The 16606-nt window shown below is 61.7% G+C and carries 12 protein-coding genes, 1 tRNA gene and 1 pseudogene; 12 read left to right on the forward strand and 2 right to left on the reverse strand.

Translation table 11 applies throughout. From position 1 onward, the window contains the following. The first annotated feature begins 51 nt into the window (after positions 1-51). The 4 genes from N4S67_RS21570 (at position 52) to N4S67_RS21585 (ending at position 5718) form a co-directional block, all read left to right on the forward strand. Positions 52-1074, forward strand: coding sequence for a YlbL family protein (locus N4S67_RS21570; protein ID WP_260995053.1), 1023 nt, complete (start codon positions 52-54; stop codon positions 1072-1074). Between the two features lie 76 nt (positions 1075-1150). Beyond that, complete coding sequence (locus N4S67_RS21575) at positions 1151-4177, forward strand: UPF0182 family protein (protein WP_260995054.1); 3027 nt, start codon at positions 1151-1153, stop codon at positions 4175-4177. A 9-nt stretch (positions 4178-4186) separates the two neighbouring features. Beyond that, entirely contained in the window at positions 4187-5569 is a 1383-nt protein-coding gene (locus N4S67_RS21580) for an FAD-binding oxidoreductase (protein WP_260995055.1), read from the forward strand. A gap of 75 nt (positions 5570-5644) precedes the next feature. Next, a tRNA-Met gene (locus tag N4S67_RS21585) sits at positions 5645-5718 on the forward strand. Between the two features lie 241 nt (positions 5719-5959). On the opposite strand, the gene N4S67_RS21590 is transcribed toward N4S67_RS21585, so the two are convergent. Beyond that, positions 5960-6799, reverse strand: a complete 840-nt coding sequence (locus N4S67_RS21590; protein WP_260995056.1) for a hypothetical protein — start codon at positions 6797-6799, stop codon at positions 5960-5962. A gap of 668 nt (positions 6800-7467) precedes the next feature. On the opposite strand from N4S67_RS21590, the gene N4S67_RS21595 reads away from it, so the two are divergent. Genes N4S67_RS21595 through N4S67_RS21605 form a run of 3 tightly spaced genes read left to right on the forward strand, consistent with a single transcriptional unit; the run spans position 7468 to position 11632 of the window. Further along, positions 7468-8430 carry a hypothetical protein gene (locus tag N4S67_RS21595; protein WP_260995057.1) on the forward strand — a complete coding sequence of 321 codons (963 nt, stop codon included), beginning with the start codon at positions 7468-7470 and terminating at the stop codon, positions 8428-8430. A gap of 33 nt (positions 8431-8463) precedes the next feature. Then, the gene (locus N4S67_RS21600) at positions 8464-9849 is read left to right on the forward strand and encodes a hypothetical protein (RefSeq protein WP_260995058.1); all 1386 of its coding nucleotides are present in this window, start codon (positions 8464-8466) and stop codon (positions 9847-9849) included. Next, a complete protein-coding gene (locus N4S67_RS21605) occupies positions 9842-11632 on the forward strand; it encodes an ATP-binding protein (RefSeq protein ID WP_260995059.1) in 1791 nt (596 codons plus the stop codon). The genes N4S67_RS21600 and N4S67_RS21605 overlap by 8 nt, the downstream gene beginning before the upstream one ends. A 151-nt stretch (positions 11633-11783) precedes the next feature. Here the strand turns inward: N4S67_RS21605 and N4S67_RS21610 are convergent. Next, positions 11784-12127, reverse strand: a pseudogene (locus N4S67_RS21610) (helix-turn-helix domain-containing protein). Between the two features lie 200 nt (positions 12128-12327). Here N4S67_RS21610 and N4S67_RS21615 point away from each other — a divergent pair. From N4S67_RS21615 to N4S67_RS21635, 5 genes are all read left to right on the forward strand, one after another. Next, positions 12328-12678 carry a helicase C-terminal domain-containing protein gene (locus N4S67_RS21615; RefSeq protein ID WP_260995060.1) on the forward strand — a complete coding sequence of 117 codons (351 nt, stop codon included), beginning with the start codon at positions 12328-12330 and terminating at the stop codon, positions 12676-12678. Between the two features lie 565 nt (positions 12679-13243). Further along, complete coding sequence (locus N4S67_RS21620) at positions 13244-13618, forward strand: hypothetical protein (protein WP_260995061.1); 375 nt, start codon at positions 13244-13246, stop codon at positions 13616-13618. Positions 13619-13714: 96 nt separating this feature from the next. After that, a complete protein-coding gene (locus N4S67_RS21625) occupies positions 13715-14167 on the forward strand; it encodes a deaminase (RefSeq protein WP_260995062.1) in 453 nt (150 codons plus the stop codon). A gap of 44 nt (positions 14168-14211) precedes the next feature. Then, positions 14212-14412 (forward strand): hypothetical protein, encoded by a 201-nt coding sequence (locus tag N4S67_RS21630; RefSeq protein ID WP_260995063.1) that lies wholly within the window; start codon positions 14212-14214, stop codon positions 14410-14412. 472 nt (positions 14413-14884) lie between these two features. Next, complete coding sequence (locus tag N4S67_RS21635; protein WP_260995064.1) at positions 14885-16009, forward strand: helix-turn-helix domain-containing protein; 1125 nt, start codon at positions 14885-14887, stop codon at positions 16007-16009. Positions 16010-16606 lie beyond the last annotated feature (597 nt).

Genomic DNA, 16606 nt, shown 5'->3' on the forward strand with positions numbered 1-16606 from the left:
GCTGTGCGCCTGCGCAGGTCACGCTGAGAGCGAACCCATACATTGGGCGGCGTGAACAGGCGGATTCTGACGATGCTCGTCGCGCTCGTCCCGATCGTGGCCTTCGGCGTGCTGGTGTCGGTGGTGGCGGTGCCGTTCGTGTCGTTGGGGCCGGGTCCGACGTTCGACACGCTCGGCGAGGTCGAGGGCAAAGAGGTCGTCGACATCGAGGGCGCCGAGGTGCATCCGACGTCGGGCCACCTGAACATGACCACCGTGTCCCAGCGCGACAATCTGAACCTGGCGCAGGCGCTGATGCTGTGGATGTCGGGCCGTGAGCAGTTGGTGCCCCGCGATCTGGTGTATCCGCCGGACAAGTCGCGCGAGGAGATCGACGAGGCCAACAACACCGACTTCCGCCAGTCGGAGGACAGCGCCGAATACGCCGCGCTGCACTACATGAAGTACCCGATGGCGGTGACGGTGGAATCGGTCACCGACCCCGGCCCTTCGGCGGGCAAGCTGCGCGACGGCGACGCGATCGACGGCGTCAACGGCAAGCCGGTGTCCAATCTCGACCAGTTCCAGGCGTTGATGAACGCCACCAAACCCGGCGAGAAGGTCGTGCTCGACTACCGGCGCAAGGACGGCTCGATCGGCGACGTCACGATCACGCTCGGCGATCACCCCGAGCGGGACCACGGCTACCTCGGTATCGGCGTGCTCGACGCGCCGTGGGCGCCGTTCACGATCGACTTCAACCTCGCCAACATCGGTGGGCCGTCGGCCGGGCTGATGTTTTCCCTGGCGGTGGTCGACAAGCTCACCACCGGAGATCTCAACGACGGCAAGTTCGTCGCGGGCACCGGAACCATCACCGGCGACGGCAAGGTCGGCCCGATCGGCGGCATCACCCACAAGATGCTGGCGGCCAGCGATGCCGGCGCGACGGTGTTTTTGGTGCCCGCTGACAACTGCGAGGAGGCCAAGACCGCGCCCCAGGACGGCCTGCAGATGGTCCGGGTCGGCGATCTCGGCCAGGCCGTGGCCGCCCTGAACACGATTTCCGCTGGTGGCGAACCCCCGCAGTGCTGAGCCACCGCCACGAGGTGGATGCGTAGAGTTGTGGCACGTCACCAGACGTTCAAACCCTCAAGACTGGAGTTGACGAGTGGGTATGCGGCCCGCGGCACGAATGCCGAAGCTGACACGACGTAGCCGGATTCTGATCGCGTTCGCGGTCGCGGCGGTCCTGCTATTGCTGATCGGGCCCCGCCTGATCGACACCTACGTGGACTGGTTGTGGTTCGGGGAACTCGGGTACCGCTCGGTGTTCACCACCGTGCTGGTGACCCGGCTCGTGGTGTTCGTCGCCGTCTCGGTGCTGATCGGCGGCATCGTCTTCGCCGGTCTGGCGCTGTCGTACCGCACGCGCCCGGTGTTCGTCCCGACCAGCGGCCCCAATGACCCGGTCGCCCGCTACCGCACCGCGGTGATGACCCGGTTGCGGCTCGTCGGTATCGGCGTCCCCGCCTTCGTCGGCCTGTTCGCCGGGCTGATCGCGCAGGGTCAGTGGGCGCCCGTACAGCTGTTCATGCACGGCGGCGACTTCGGCGTCACCGACCCGCAGTTCGGCAAGGACCTCGGCTTCTACGCATTCGACCTGCCGTTCTATCGCATGATTCTGATGTATCTGTTCGCCGCGGTGTTTTTGGCGTTCATCGCGAATCTGGTGGGGCACTACCTGTTCGGCGGCATCCGGCTGTCGGGCCGTACCGGCGCACTGAGCCGCGCGGCACGCATCCAGCTGATCTCGCTGGTCGGCACCCTGATGCTGCTCAAGGCCCTGGCCTACTGGCTGGACCGCTACGAGCTGCTCAGCCACACGCGCGGCGGCAAGCCGTTCACCGGCGCGGGCTACACCGACATCAACGCGGTGCTGCCGGCCAAGCTGATCTTGATGGCCATCGCCGTGATCTGCGCAGCGGCGGTGTTCTCCGCGATCGTGTTGCGGGATCTGCGTATTCCCGCGATCGGTGTCGTGCTGCTGCTGCTGTCGTCGCTGGTGGTGGGATCCGGCTGGCCGTTGGTGGTCGAGCAGTTCAGCGTCAAACCCAATGCGGCGCAGAAGGAAAGCGAATACATCAGCAGAAGTATCACGGCCACCAGGGACGCCTACGGGCTGACCGACGAGACCGTGACATACCGCAACTACAGCGGCGACGCGCAGACGACGGCCCAGCAGGTGGCCTCCGATCGCGCGACGACGTCCAACATCCGGCTGCTCGACCCCACGATCGTCAGCCCGGCGTTTACCCAGTTCCAGCAGGGAAAGAACTTCTACTACTTCCCCGACCAGCTGTCGATGGACCGTTACGTGGGACGCGACGGCAATCTGCGTGACTACGTGGTGGCCGCCCGCGAACTCAACCCGGACCGGTTGATCGACAACCAGCGTGACTGGATCAACAAGCACACCGTGTATACCCACGGCAACGGCTTCATCGCCTCGCCGGCCAACACCGTGCGCGGCGTCGCGAACGACCCCAACCAGAACGGCGGCTACCCGGAGTTCCTGGCCAGCGTCGTGGGCGCCAACGGCAGCGTCGTGTCGCCGGGCCCCGCGCCGTTGGATCAGCCGCGCATCTACTTCGGACCCGTCATCGCCAACACGGCCGCCGACTATGCGATCGTCGGCAGCAACGGCGCCGACCGCGAGTACGACTACGAGACCAACACCGAAACGAAGAACTACACCTACACCGGCTCAGGTGGCGTGGCGATCGGCAACTGGCTGACGCGGTCGGTGTTCGCCGCGAAGTTCGCCGAGCGGAACTTCTTGTTCTCCAACGTGATCGGCGAGAACAGCAAGATCCTGTTCAACCGCGATCCGGCCGAGCGCGTAGAGGCGGTGGCGCCCTGGTTGACCACCGACACCAGCGTGTACCCGGCCATCGTCAACAAGAGGATGGTGTGGATCGTCGATGGATACACCACGCTGGACAACTATCCGTACTCGCAGCTGACGTCTCTGTCGAGCGCCACAGCCGATTCAACCGAGGTGGCGCTCAACCGGCTTCAGGTCGACAAACAGGTGTCCTACATCCGCAATTCGGTGAAGGCGACGGTCGACGCCTACGACGGCACCGTCACGCTGTACGCCCAGGACGAGCAGGACCCGGTCCTGCAGGCGTGGATGAAGGTGTTCCCGAACACGGTGAAGCCCAAGAGCGACATCTCGACCGAACTGCAGCAGCATCTGCGCTATCCCGAGGACCTGTTCAAGGTGCAGCGCGAACTGCTGGCCAAGTACCACGTCGACGACCCGGTGACGTTCTTCTCCACGTCGGACTTCTGGGACGTGCCGCTTGATCCCAATCCGACCGCGAGCAGCTACCAGCCGCCGTATTACCTGGTTGCCAAGAACCTTGCCGCCGATGACAATTCGTCGTCGTTCCAGCTGACCAGCGCCATGAACCGGTTCCGCCGTGACTTCCTGGCCGCGTACATCAGCGCCAGTTCGGACCCGGACACCTACGGGAAGCTGACGGTGCTGACCATCCCCGGTCAGGTCAACGGTCCCAAGCTCGCGTTCAACGCGATCAGCACCGACACCGCGGTCAGCCAGGACCTCGGCGTCATCGGCCGCGACAACCAGAACCGCATCCGGTGGGGCAACCTGCTGACGCTGCCGGTGGCTCAGGGCGGACTGCTCTATGTCGCACCGGTTTACGCGTCACCCGGTGCCAGTGACGCCGCGTCGTCCTACCCGCGTCTCATCCGAGTGGCCATGCTCTACAACGACCGGGTCGGCTACGGACCCACGGTGCGCGACGCGCTCACCGAGTTGTTCGGTCCCGGTGCCGACGCCACGGCCACGGGTCCGGCGCCAATGGCGGGGCAACCGAGCGGGCAACAACCCGCCGCGCAGCCGCCGCCCGACGGTCGCACGCCCACCGGTCAGCCCCCGGCCGACCAGTCGGGCCGCGCCCCGGAGGTGGCGACGCCGCCGGGCGCGGTGCCGCCTACTGACGGTGCGCCGACGCAGCTGTCGGCGGCGAAAGCCGCAGCGCTGCAACAGGTCAACGAGGCACTCGACGCGATGCGCCAAGCGCAGCAGGGCGGCGACTTCGCCCAGTTCGGCGAGGCGCTTCAGCGCCTGGACGACGCGATGGGCGATTACCAGGCGGCTCGATAAGCTCCTTTAGTGACGACTACCGAAACCGACTTCGCTGATGCCTTGTCGGGCCTGCGCGAACGTGTAACCGCTCCGGTGGCTCTGCCCGGCGAACCCGAGTATCTGCGCAGCAACCCGTGGAACGTGGCGGGTCAGATCACGCCGGGCGCGGTGCTGTTCGCGTCGACCCCAGACGACGTTGCCGAGACTGTCCGATACGCGGTGGCGAACGAACTGAAGGTCACTGTCCAGGCGACGGGACACGGCGCCCTGGTGGTGAATACCGACACTGTGCTGGTGCACACCGGGGCCATGACGGAATGCGTTGTCGACGTTGACAACCGGATTGCCCGGGTAGGGGCTGGCGCGACGGGGCAGCACCTGCTGGACGCGGCAACGCCGCACGGTCTGGCGCCGGTGCTCGGCTCATCGCCGACCGTCGGGGTGGTCGGCCTGCACACCGGAGGCGGAATCGGCCCGCTCGTGCGCAGCGTCGGGGCATGCGCTGACTACGTTCGCGCCATCGACGTCGTGGTCGGCACGGGCGATCTCGTGCGCGCGACGCCGCAACAGCACCCAGACCTGTTCTGGGGCCTGCGTGGCGGCAAGGCGACGCTGGGCATCGTCACGGCCATGGAGATCGAACTGCTGCCGATCCCCGAATTCTACGGCGGTGCCGTCTATTTCGATGGAGCCGACGCGGCCGCGGTGCTACACGCCTGGCGGGAGTGGTGTGTGGGACTGCCGGAAAGCATCACGACGTCGGTCGCGCTGCTCCAGTTGCCGCCGCTGCCGGGGGTGCCGGAACCGTTGGCAGGCCGGATGACCGTGGCCGTGCGCTATGTCGCCCTGGGCGATGTGGCCGCGGCCGAGCGGGTGCTGGCCCCGATTCACGGGGCGGCGACGCCGTTGGTCGACACGGTCGGAGTGACCCCGTACGCGGCAATCGGCGGGGTCCACGCGGATCCGGTGGACCCGATGCCGGTCTACGAGAACCAGGCGCTGCTGAACACCCTCAGCGCCGACGGTATCGACGCGGTGCTGGCGCTCGCAGGCCCGACGGCGCAATCTCTGCAGACCATCGTCGAATTCAGGATGCTCGGCGGCGCGCTGGCCCGGGCGCCACGCGTCGACAGCGCGCTGTGCCACCGTGACGCGGCGTACTCGTTGACGACCATCGGCCTGCCGATGCCCGATCTTGCCGAACGCGTCACCGCGCACGCGCACGCAATCGTCGACGCGCTCGCGCCGTGGTCGCACGGCGGTCAGTTCCCGAACTTCGCACCGTCGACCGATCCCGACCGGCCGGCCCGGGTGTACACCGACGCCGTCCGACAGCGGCTGGCCGCCGCGGGTGATCGGTACGACCCGGCTGGGGTATACCGAGCGGGCCAGGTGGTCCGCCTGCCGTGAGCGGTCTCACGTCGGGAAGGCGAGCACGCGATTTGGATGTGCACACCCGGCTTCGGTAACCTTGCGTTCACCCGTCGCGGGGTGGAGCAGCTCGGTAGCTCGCTGGGCTCATAACCCAGAGGTCGCAGGTTCGAATCCTGTCCCCGCTACTAGATGAAACGGCCCCCGGAGATTCTCCGGGGGCCGTTTTCATGCCATTTGGGAACACTTTTGGGAACATTAGCGAAGCTATGGATTTACATGGTGCGGGAATGGAATTTGTGCGTCCTCAATGCCGCTTTGCGGATCTAAGTCCGGGCCACTCTTGGCCGGCAAGTCGGGGACAGGCCCAAATACGGTTGCTCGCAGATTGACACGGCCGCAACCCCCAGTTCTGACGCATTTATCGGCTCACGTCGACGCCGCCCCCAAAGATGCGACTAACAGTCCTAGCAGCAGCCAGTTATAGATGGAGTGGAACGCCGCCACGATCGCTGTGGCACGGTTTCGCGACTCACGCAGGAGCTCTTCGTTGCCTTCGATCCGCTTGAGTTCAGCGTCTGCCCAGTCATCGATCCGCCGGTGGTTCCGAGCTCCAACGTCGATGCAGTCCTGAATGTGCTCGTCCCACTTCGCAGGATCGTAAGGGCCATCGGGCGCTGCGGGGTAGCTAAGGCGAACTGGTGGAGGGATTGGCGCCGTGCGCGGCGAGCCGGCGATCGATCGGCGGAAGGCGGCCAGATACACCACTTGAAAAGTAAGTCCGACCAAGATGAGAGCGAGTCCTGCAGCGATTGGCACGCCCATGAATAGTGGGTGCGCAAGGCCGAATGCGGTCTGGGTACGCAGTCGCCGCGGCCAGCTGTCGTCTTCGGTGCCGTACCGGAATACGCGCTCTTCTTGGTGCGCGAGCCATGGCACCAGGAACGCCAGCCCGATCGGGATCGCGAATGATAGCCAACTCCACAGTTGGCCCTCGTTGGCCGTCTGTCCCATGACGATATTGCCGCTCCCTCCCGTCGACTTCCACCAACCCCAGCTCAGAATGGGCCACGCGTTGGAGAGGAAGATGACTGTTGCGGCTACGAGCACAGCTTGCGCGAATGCCAACGGGATCATCCATGTCCGTATGGCTCCGACTGTCTGCTTGTAGGTGCGCCGCTCGCTTGGGCGGCGCAGCAAATTCCACGCTGTCAGCAACAGCAGCGCAACTATTATCCCCACGACCAGGGACGCGATCAACCCGGTCATCGTGGGCCCAGCCGGGCTAGCCTGCTTCGAATTGAACACAAGGGCGGGCGACGAACCGCCGAATCGCAGAATCTTCCGGTATCCAGGATAAATGTCACGACTCACCTCCAGAATCCGTGTTCGGGCGAACTGCTGCTGTCACAGTGGTATGACGTCGAATCGGGCTTTCTTGTCCTGCGCATTCATCTCGCTGCGATGATCGGACAAATGATCTAGATCCGACGTTTGAGTAACAGCAAAGGAATCGCTGCGAACCACCTGCGGATCAGAAGGGTCACGTACGACACCATGGCCACACAGGACAGGCGGCCGCACGCCCTACTGGCCCAACTCGGGGGCAGGCAGGGAGATCCATTTCTGCCTGAGGTCGGTCATATGTATCTTGTCGACCCGCTCTGTTATTACGGTAAAGATCCAGCGGCAGCCCGGCCTGCTGTGATCTTCGAAGTACCACCTGTTGCCCACAGCCCTATCCGCATCGTCACGAGAACGCACCTACTCCACGTCGCAGGCGTGAGTCACCCTGCTGATGCGTGTGCCGGATGTAATGAACCGGGCGTTTTTTCGGACTTCAAGACGGTAGAGCAATCGCTGTGGCGCTCGCCGAACGTAAAACGCATAGGCGTCTTGTCATCCCCGTACCTCGAGCAAGTTTTGGAACGGTTTAGATGACACCCCGTGAGGAAGTACTTGCCACCGGCATGCTGGGGGCTGAAGGCGCGCGGTTGCTGTATGCAACTGTGCGAGCCGTGGCCCTAGGCTACGGGTTCCCGCCACCGCCGGGTTCACTGCTGTGGGACGCCTCGGCGATAGCCGAGGCAGCACACGGTTTCCTCGAGGGTGTACGCGGGCAGAAGCGCATCGCCGATGTAACGACGCGGTCAGTTGACGAGCGAAGTTTCGAACGGATCCTCGATTCCGCGGTCGCTAACTACCTCCGCGACGCCGGTAGGCGTACAGATCTTGGCAAGCTCATTTTGCGGACCAAAGAGATCTTGCGATCTCGCGACGAGTTCCTGGCGGTCGCGCCGAAGAAGGAGCGTTGGACGCTGGTGGATGGATCGACGGACCCTAGCAGTGTTAGCCCGGAAATCTTGACACGCTCGATAGTGGCGGTCGAAGTCGTTGTGCCACCATGGAATAGCGCTAGACGGGATGCCCCCCTGGCCGATGAGGCTTCATTCGTTCGTTTGATAGAAACGTTGCTACGAGCCGCGGCCGGCAGCTTGCCCGCAGTTGACATAGCACACGCTCTCACGAGCCGACTCGATCATCGTCGGACTCCGCTCTCTGTCGAAGTCGATATTCTTGATGGAGTCGGAGAGCCGCTACAACCTGCTTTGGACCCCGCCCTGGCAGCGATATCAGAACTCCACGCAGCTGAAATATTTGGGCGCCTGAGCGATCGTGAAAGAATCATCGTTGCGAGGCTTGATAGCTCGATCCGAGATCTGGCCACTCACATCGGCGTAGGCAAATCGCAGGCGGCGCTCATTCGCCAACGCTTGTTCGACAAGCTCGCCAAGGACTTCGACGATCCCGCGTCTGCGGAGGCAACTAGCGCCGCTCTAACGAGGTTCTGCGGTGATTGGGTCGAATATCGGACACCAACCCCCAGTGCAACGTCTTAACTACTACATGGATCCGAATGGAGGTGACAAGTGATGGCGGACTACACCCACCCGTCATCCAACGAACTGCTTGCGGCACTGAGCGACGCCGAGAGCCGTGCAGCAGTCGATGCGCACACTGACGATTGCCTTGCTTGCCGTGTTCGATTTGCGCGGATGCAGTTGGCGAGCGGTGTCCGCCCAGAGCAGCCAAGCGATAACAGCGTGGCGCGAATTCTTTCAGCGTCCAACCCGTTGTCGGAGACGTTTACAAGAGCAATCGACGCCGCCAACGGCGTGGCTCCGCACCCCAATGAGCTGTGGCGTGTTGGCCGTGATGAAGCTCTTTTGGTTTGGGTTCGTCGTGTCTTTGACGACGGAGTCGCTGATGTTGTGCCTGTGGTCTTCGATGACGATTTAGCTGATGAGGAATCAGTCATAATTGACAGCGACGCAACACCTTTGGGCATCTCCGCAGCGGCAATGACGGCCTTACGGACCCATATCGATGTCACGGCATTTCTAGATTACTTATGTGAATTGGATATTGCTCTCGCGGTTGATGAAGTCATTGCCGCAACGCGCGAAGGCCGTCGTCCTCGCGACGTGGCTACGGGGCCGCCAATCCTGGACAGCAGGGACCAGCGGCTGGAGTACCGGCAAGCGCTTCGAGATCTTCTTGGGGACCTGTCGCCAAGTGCAGTGGCGTCGCAGACGGTCCATGCGGAGCTAGTCGCGCCGGCGGCACAGGTGGCTATGTCTGGCGAAGCCGCGGCGATTGCTAGTGACATTGGCGGGCGACTGACGGGTATCACATGCGTTGCGCCACAAGAACTTCGAGTGCAGATCTGGCCCGGAGTAGATCTCGCAGCGATACTGAAAGTCGTCTACCTCGACACTGCGGTGTTAGTGGCAACCCTCGAGAGTGCTGAGCGAACTGCTTTTCCTGGTATAGGCGACATTGCAAACGCATGCGAACGTTTGTGCCACATCGAGTGTGATGCTGACGCGGTTGCGGTCGCCGTTCCTGCGAATGATTGGACAACATTCCTGTTCACTACGGCGGACATGAGGACGGCCTACGCGGTTCCAAGCGGCGCAACGAGTGGACCGACAGTGACTATGCGTGGGTTCGATGTTGGCGAGACCTTGTTCAAATATCTCGATGCCTTCGCTATGACTGGCTGGGAGTTCGTGGAGGATGACGCGCTCACCGAGATGCGGGCTGATCTCGCTGAAGTCGCCAGGCGACATGTCCGCAGTTCTATAGCTGAAGTGATAAAGGCGGGAAGCCGCGCTCATCAGCCTAAGCGTCAGGCTTGGACAACGTTAGGACAAGACGTCGAAGAATCAGTGGTTCGCTTCGTCCTCTCAGTCGCCAGCGCTGAATCTCTCCCGACCGCGCTGGACACCTTAACCGCGGAAATCGACGATGCTTAAGACACTAACGTTGCACAACTGGCGTAATTATGATGACCTCACAGTGACGTTCGGCCAGGGCACCACGTTTGTGGTCGCCTCGAATGGCGTGGGAAAGACATCTCTGGTCGAAGCGGCCCGTTGGGCGTTGTTCGGCACTGCAGCACCCGGAGTAGCGGCAGTTCGCAACGGGCGAACCGAAGCTGTTGCCTTCGTTGAACTTTCCCTTCCAGATGGACGGTCACTCACCGTAGAGCGCACCATTCAGGCGCAGAAACGGAAAGCAGAACTTGCGGCGAATGTTGCTATTGATGGAAAAGCGGTCCACGGCGACGAGTTGCCACGTCTGTTGAAAGATGTGTATGGCGCGGAGCCTTGGTTCTTAGCCGGAGCCACAATGCCGTCTGCTGACCGGTCTGGCGGCGCTCCCGCGTGGCGACTCCGCGAGCACCTCGGCCAATACTATGGCGTCGACAGTTTGAGCGTCGCGGTTGACAATGTGAAGCGGTTGCAAAAGGAGACCGAAGCTGCGATCCGCTCTATAAAGCAGGCGAACGCGTCGTCTGCCAAGGCTCTAAACGCGCTGCAAGATGCGAAAGAAGAGGCTGGTCGATCCGCAGAGGCAGCCAACGTCAAATATCTTGACTTGCAACAACGCATGAAGGCGCTGCGCGATAATGCAAGCGCGCGGGCGGCGTTGGAGAAATGGACGGATGAACAAACTCGATGGACCACTGCGGTCCAATTGATTGCCACCGATCTCTCAGGCCTGTTGGGCAAGACGGTCGCGGCAACGGCGGTTGAAGAAACTCTCGACGATGCCTTGAGTGGAATCTCTTCGCGTTTGGAAAGCATCAGAGTTCGACTCGCAGTGCTTCAGGCATCGAAAGATCTACTAGTCGCCAACGACCAACGGTTAGGCGACGCACACGAGGATTGTCCCGTGTGCCGTCGGCCGCTCGACGACGCCACTGTCAATATCGCGCATGACGTAAATAAACGCGACATCCAGGCCCTAGATGCGCAACAAGTTAGTCTTCGAGATGACGAGGCCAAGGCATCTGCAGAGCAGGTCGCGTTACAGAAGGTTCGAACGCAGTGGCGTTCTGTCCCGCATCTTCCACCTGCGCCGCCGACTCCACCGGCCGAATCCGATACTGGGAGTGTGGAGGATCTGGAAGTGCACGTGCAGGCGGCATTTACGGAGCTTGTAAACGCTCGTGCATCAAGCAATATGGCAGACAAGGAGTACGAAGAGGCGGTCGCGGCCGACGACGCGATGCGCGAACTGGCGGCCCTATTCAGGCGTTCGGCGAAACTGCAAGTTGCGATTGATGCCACCGAGAGGACCCTGAAGGAGGTGCTCGACAGCAACGTTCGTCCTCTTGCTGCGGAGATCAACCGACGATGGGATGCGCTGTTTCCTGGTCGTGGAGGACTATCAACCTCGTCAGACGGTGAGATCTCACGAACGGTGAACGGCCTTCCATTGCCGTTTGACTCCTTCAGCACCGGCGAAGGGATGGGTGCCAACATTCTGCTACGTCTTCTAGTCACCCAGCTCGCCACCAAAGCTGACTTCTGTTGGTTTGACGAACCATTGGAGCATCTCGACCCCGATGCGCGCCGAAAAGTGGCCAGCTTGCTCACCAGGGTTACGAGCGGAGGTCAACCCTTCCGGCAAGTCGTGGTTACAACGTACGAGGAACCGCTTGCTCGCCAGCTCAAGATTCGCGACGACAACTGGGTGACGCTTCTGGATGTGCGCCAAGAATCACGGGTCGGCGATCAGGCCGCACAGTAATTTCACAAACTGATCAGGTCGCAGATTGCGTTGAAAGCGACTACCGCTTACCGATCGACGGCCAGGGTTAGCAGCCCGTGGGCTCGATGCTGTCTCGGCGGTTGGCGGCCGAAATTCTAGGTGATCGATGGACATCCAACCCGGGTGTAACTCAATCCGTATCCGGACGGGCAGTCGCCACGTCGAGGGCTCTCTCTCTGAACTCCGCAACAATCCGCAGGTGCCCGCCCAGAGCTGCGACATAAGACTGGAGTGTGCCGATTTCGGTATGCGACAGATCGCCGCTTTCTGCTTGGACACTCGCGCTTGCGAGACGCCCATGAGTGCTGCGACGTCGGACTGGCGATGACCGTGCGCCTTCCGAATGTCCACGAGACGTTGGGTCTGGACGGCCTCGTGCAGGCCCTTGCGCGAGGCATCGGCGCGCGAAGAGTCGACGAGGCCACGCTTCACCGCCTCGGCACGGATTACCAGTCTGACCTGTCGAAAGGCCATGACGCCCTGCTGATCTGCGACACCACCGAAATGACCCGCGCTCTCAACCAACGACTGCACGAGCATCGCATCGGACGCGACGAACCCACCCTCACCGGCGCCAATGGACAACGTGTCGGGGTCGGCGATCTCATCATCAGTCGCCGCAACGATCCCGACGTAACGGTCATCGACAATTCCAAGCCACCGAGTGCGCCCCGATGGTCCGAAACGGAAACCGCTGGCGAATCGCCGCGATCGACGAGGAGAACTGCCGGATTGCAGCGGTCCGCCTCGACGATGGCGCTGGCGCAGTGTTCACCGGCGACTATCCGCGTGAGCACATCAATCTCGGCTATGCCGTCACCGTCCACTCCGCCCAAGGCGTAACCGCCGACACCAGTCACGCCGTCCTCGGCGAAAACGCCACCCGAAACCTGCTCTACCTGGCGATGTCTCGCGGCCGCCACACCAACACCGCACACCTCTACGAACGGATCACTGATACCCAGAACAGCCGGAGGCCGTTCTCTCGCTGGTTCGCGGAACCCCGATGGAATCAGCGCGATTAGTGCATTCGCTGATCGCTCGCGACAGCTCTTCGCGCATTGCGCATCAGGTCGCCTCCCAGGCAGACCCCGCTGCAATTCCCGATATCGTTGCGAGATTTGTGGATCGCCGCGCAGACGCTTTCGCGTCTCGGCGCGGCAGCTTCGATGCGTGGCAGGCTGGAAGGGATCGACAAGACCAGGCAAGGGACGTGGCGCGCGACCGAGGCGTCAGCCTGAGCCGCGACTCCGGCCTGGATCTCTGATCGCCAGCGAGGCAGCGGATCCCCCGAATTTTAGTGAGCGATGACGGCCTGGGTCCCGCGCGGATGTTCACCGACCTTCTCGATGCGAACGAGACGAAATACGCCGACCTGCGCGTTTGCCGACTCAAGCTCTGTCGGCTGTGCGGCATCGCCGCAGGTTACAGCGTTGACACTGACGATCACGGGAAGTTGTCTCAAACCTGGCGGGAATTTACTGCGGGCCGGGGCCATCGCGCCAGCAAGTCAGCAAGTCAGCAAGTCAGCAAAGCGGCACGCGCTCGGTCCCCCAAATCTGTCGGTGGTGCGGCGTAGCGTTCACCCTCGTGCAGCTCTTCACCTGTCTGTTGTGCGACTGGACCGGCGCACCGGAACCGGTTCTCGTGCCACGAGGCGGCGCAGGCGGGATCGAGTTCCGACCCCTGCAATCGGGCGGGATCAAACCGTTGCTCTACGCGCTGGAAATCGTCATGGACGGCACCAAGCTGGTCCGCATCGGCAACTTCGAAACCAGGGACCAGGCCGCTGGGTGGGGCATCTACTTCCACAACGCGTACCTGACTAAGGGGCATATCTGGCACTGCCGGGTCCGGTCGGTTCGGGACTACGCCGCCGCCGACGTTGACGCCGACCTGTCAGTGGGCCACCACGAGAACTTCGTGCTCGCACCGTCAGGTGACGTGCGGGAGGGCGGACCGTGAGCCGATTTTTTGCAGAGCCGATTCGCTCTCGCCCATCCGTCGATACCGTCCGGCGGTGACCACCCCCACCCCCCATCTGGGCCAGAGCGAGCGTTCATGGAACGAACCGTTGAGATCGCACGGCAATGCGTCAATGAACAAAAAGACGGGCAGATCAAAATCTCGCCCAAGTTGGGTGCCGTGATCGCGCGGGACGGCGAGAAGCTGGGTGAGGCTTATCGAGGCCAGCAGCACCCGGGAGACCATGCCGAGTTCACACTTCTCGAAAAGAACCTCAAAGGCGTATCAGTCATGGGCGCAACGCTTTACACGACGCTGGAGCCGTGCACCACGGGCAGAGATGCCGCAAAGGGGAAAAGGCCGTGCGCAGAGTGGATTATTGACCACCAAATCGCCCGTGTTGTTATCGGCGTGCTCGATCCGAACAACGCAATCTGCGGTCGCGGCCTACGACGCCTGATGGGAGCCGGTATCCAAGTCGTACTTTTGATCTCGACCTCAGTGCGCAGATCGAAGAACTCAACGACGAGTTCACGCGAGATCAGGTAGGCAAACAGCAGACCAAATCCTGGGGCTTTCTACTGTCGCCGTTCATGGGCGACAGGTTGCTCAACGAGCAGGCTCGGTTTCAGAGGGCTGGTGAGGTACTCGTTGATATGGAGATAGCAGGCCCGCAGCTATACCAGGGGGCTGTTGATCGAGCTTTGCGGACATACAAGGCCTTCTACGACGTGTCGTCGGTGAAGCTCACCATCAAGTCCGACGCTGGAACCGACACCTATGAGTTGAACTAACGCGCGCCGTACTGTCCGGAAATCGGACAACGCGGCCCGCTATTCGGCCCGAAGATGTTCTAGCCCAACGACTTTCGGTGGCTAGCATCAACAATTACCGCAGCGCGGACGGTCTCCCGTCACTTGCCGGAATTCTCCGCAAGTGCCACCTGACAGGGAGACCTGACTCATGGCTGAATTCATTGACCCGTTCAACCCGCTGACGCCCAATTCTGCTGTCTGCGGCTTCAACCCTGACGGCACTCCGATCAACTGTTGGAGAGTTTCGGAAGGTGCTGGCAGATCTTGCGCGACTCGCTTGCCGAACGTGGTCTGTCGCTGATCATCACCGACGACTCGGAAAACGGTGAGCCGCTGATTGGCGTCCGCTGATAGACACGACCCGGGCCTGTTTGATTGGGGTAGGCCCGGGGCGTCGTTTCCGTTCTCAGCCTAGCCTCAGATCCGGCCCATGCCGGGGTACCGTGCATTCGTGGACACCGGATTTAGCGCACGTCAGCTCTACTCGGCATGCCGACTAGAGGCGACGCACTACTTTCCAGATGATGGCTCGCATTGCTGCGACCTTAAAGGAACCGGATTTATCGTCGGGTTTCCCACCGGTGACGATCGTATGGGATTAGTAACTAACCGGCATATTGCTGATGCGGTCTTCTACAACGAGGTGGACAACAGAGGGTCAAAGATACAGTCAATCAAGATCCAATGGTGGCAAAGTACGCAACTGCGGTGCGAGTACGTCATTGCTAATCCAGAGCCGCTCTATCATCCAGACCCCTTGCTTGACGTTGCAGTAATCCCAGTTGCATCGAAGCCTGGAGAATTCCTAGAGGCTACCGGCGAGATCTACGGCGACATGGCGAAGTTCATGGCCGAAAATAGTCCCACTGAAATCACACTTAACCACGCAATCGGTTGGGAGATGCTCGTGGAATGCGAAAGGCTGTGGCCACGAATACAACCGGGAGATTTCGTTGTCTTCCCTGGTTATCCACAATGGTACGACCAGCTGCAAATAAGGCCAGTGATGCGCTCTGGCTTGATCGCGAGTGATCCGCAGACCGATTACCGGTCCGACAAAGGCGCGCCAACCAAAGAGGACAGTAGCCATCAGGTGTTGTTTGATGCCTTCTCGACAGCTGGCAACTCAGGAAGTCCCGTATACGTTGCCCAACGCGGAATGAAAATGCTGCTCCCCACAGGCGATGGCAAGACTGCCGCTCAAATGATATCTAGCGACTATCACCAGTCATTCCTTATTGGAATCAATGCAAGCCACTTCAACGACACCGGAATACCGCGCCGCAACGAACATGCGGGACTATCTCGGATGCACAAGCTTTCGGTCATTATGGACATCCTGCGAGCCAACCAAGCTCCGCACGGTCCTGATTCCCGAAAGATGAGCCTCACCATACCTATTCCTGACGCGGCGAAGCCCAAAGCCGCCGCAGCGGTCCGTGAGCAATCCATCATGGCCCTACGCCGAGAGGGCAAGTCGCAGAAGGCAATCGCTGCCGAGGTTGGCTGCTCGACCAGCACAGTGAGCAGGGTAATCAAAAAGCATTCTCAAGTGTCTTCGTCGGACGATTCCTGACGCCGCCGAAGCGCTTCCCGCGCGGCGGCTTTCATCTCGTCGGCGGTCATGCCCTCGGTCTTGATTATGAACGCTGAACGCCGGCCGCCTGGCGGGGGTGCGTGCCACGTTTTGTGCTTCAGCCATGACTCCCTCCCTTTTGCCCCTAGACCGCGACCCTAGCCCCCGCGAGCCACGCAGTGCTACGAACCCGGTCCTCGGGTGGTGGTGTTCGGCGCAGTCACTCGTACGGCGTGTAGCTAGTGACACTTGTTTCTGAAGGACGCTTTGCGGGCTGAACGTGTGACACATTGCGCCCCCGTTGTTTCGACCGGCGGGCGCTTCTGGTCACCTCGCTTGCGAAATCTTTTCCTCTGCCAACTCCTGGACTTCGGGCAGGGGCCTCGGCGGGTTACCCGAGCGGCAATCCTCACAATCTGGAGTATCAGACACTCTCGCGATGTAGTGGCGGTCGCAACTCCGACACCGGATCCGGGTTCGGTCCTCGCGCCAGATGCGATCTACATCGCTTCGCGGCGGGTTCTCCAGCGCCAAGAGACGGTCCGGAACCTCCTCCCACGTTGCATAACTCATACCCACTGACGATACCCCCACCGC

It is taken from the genome of Mycobacterium deserti (assembly GCF_025345615.1).
Taxonomy (GTDB): Bacteria; Actinomycetota; Actinomycetes; order Mycobacteriales; family Mycobacteriaceae; genus Mycobacterium; species Mycobacterium deserti.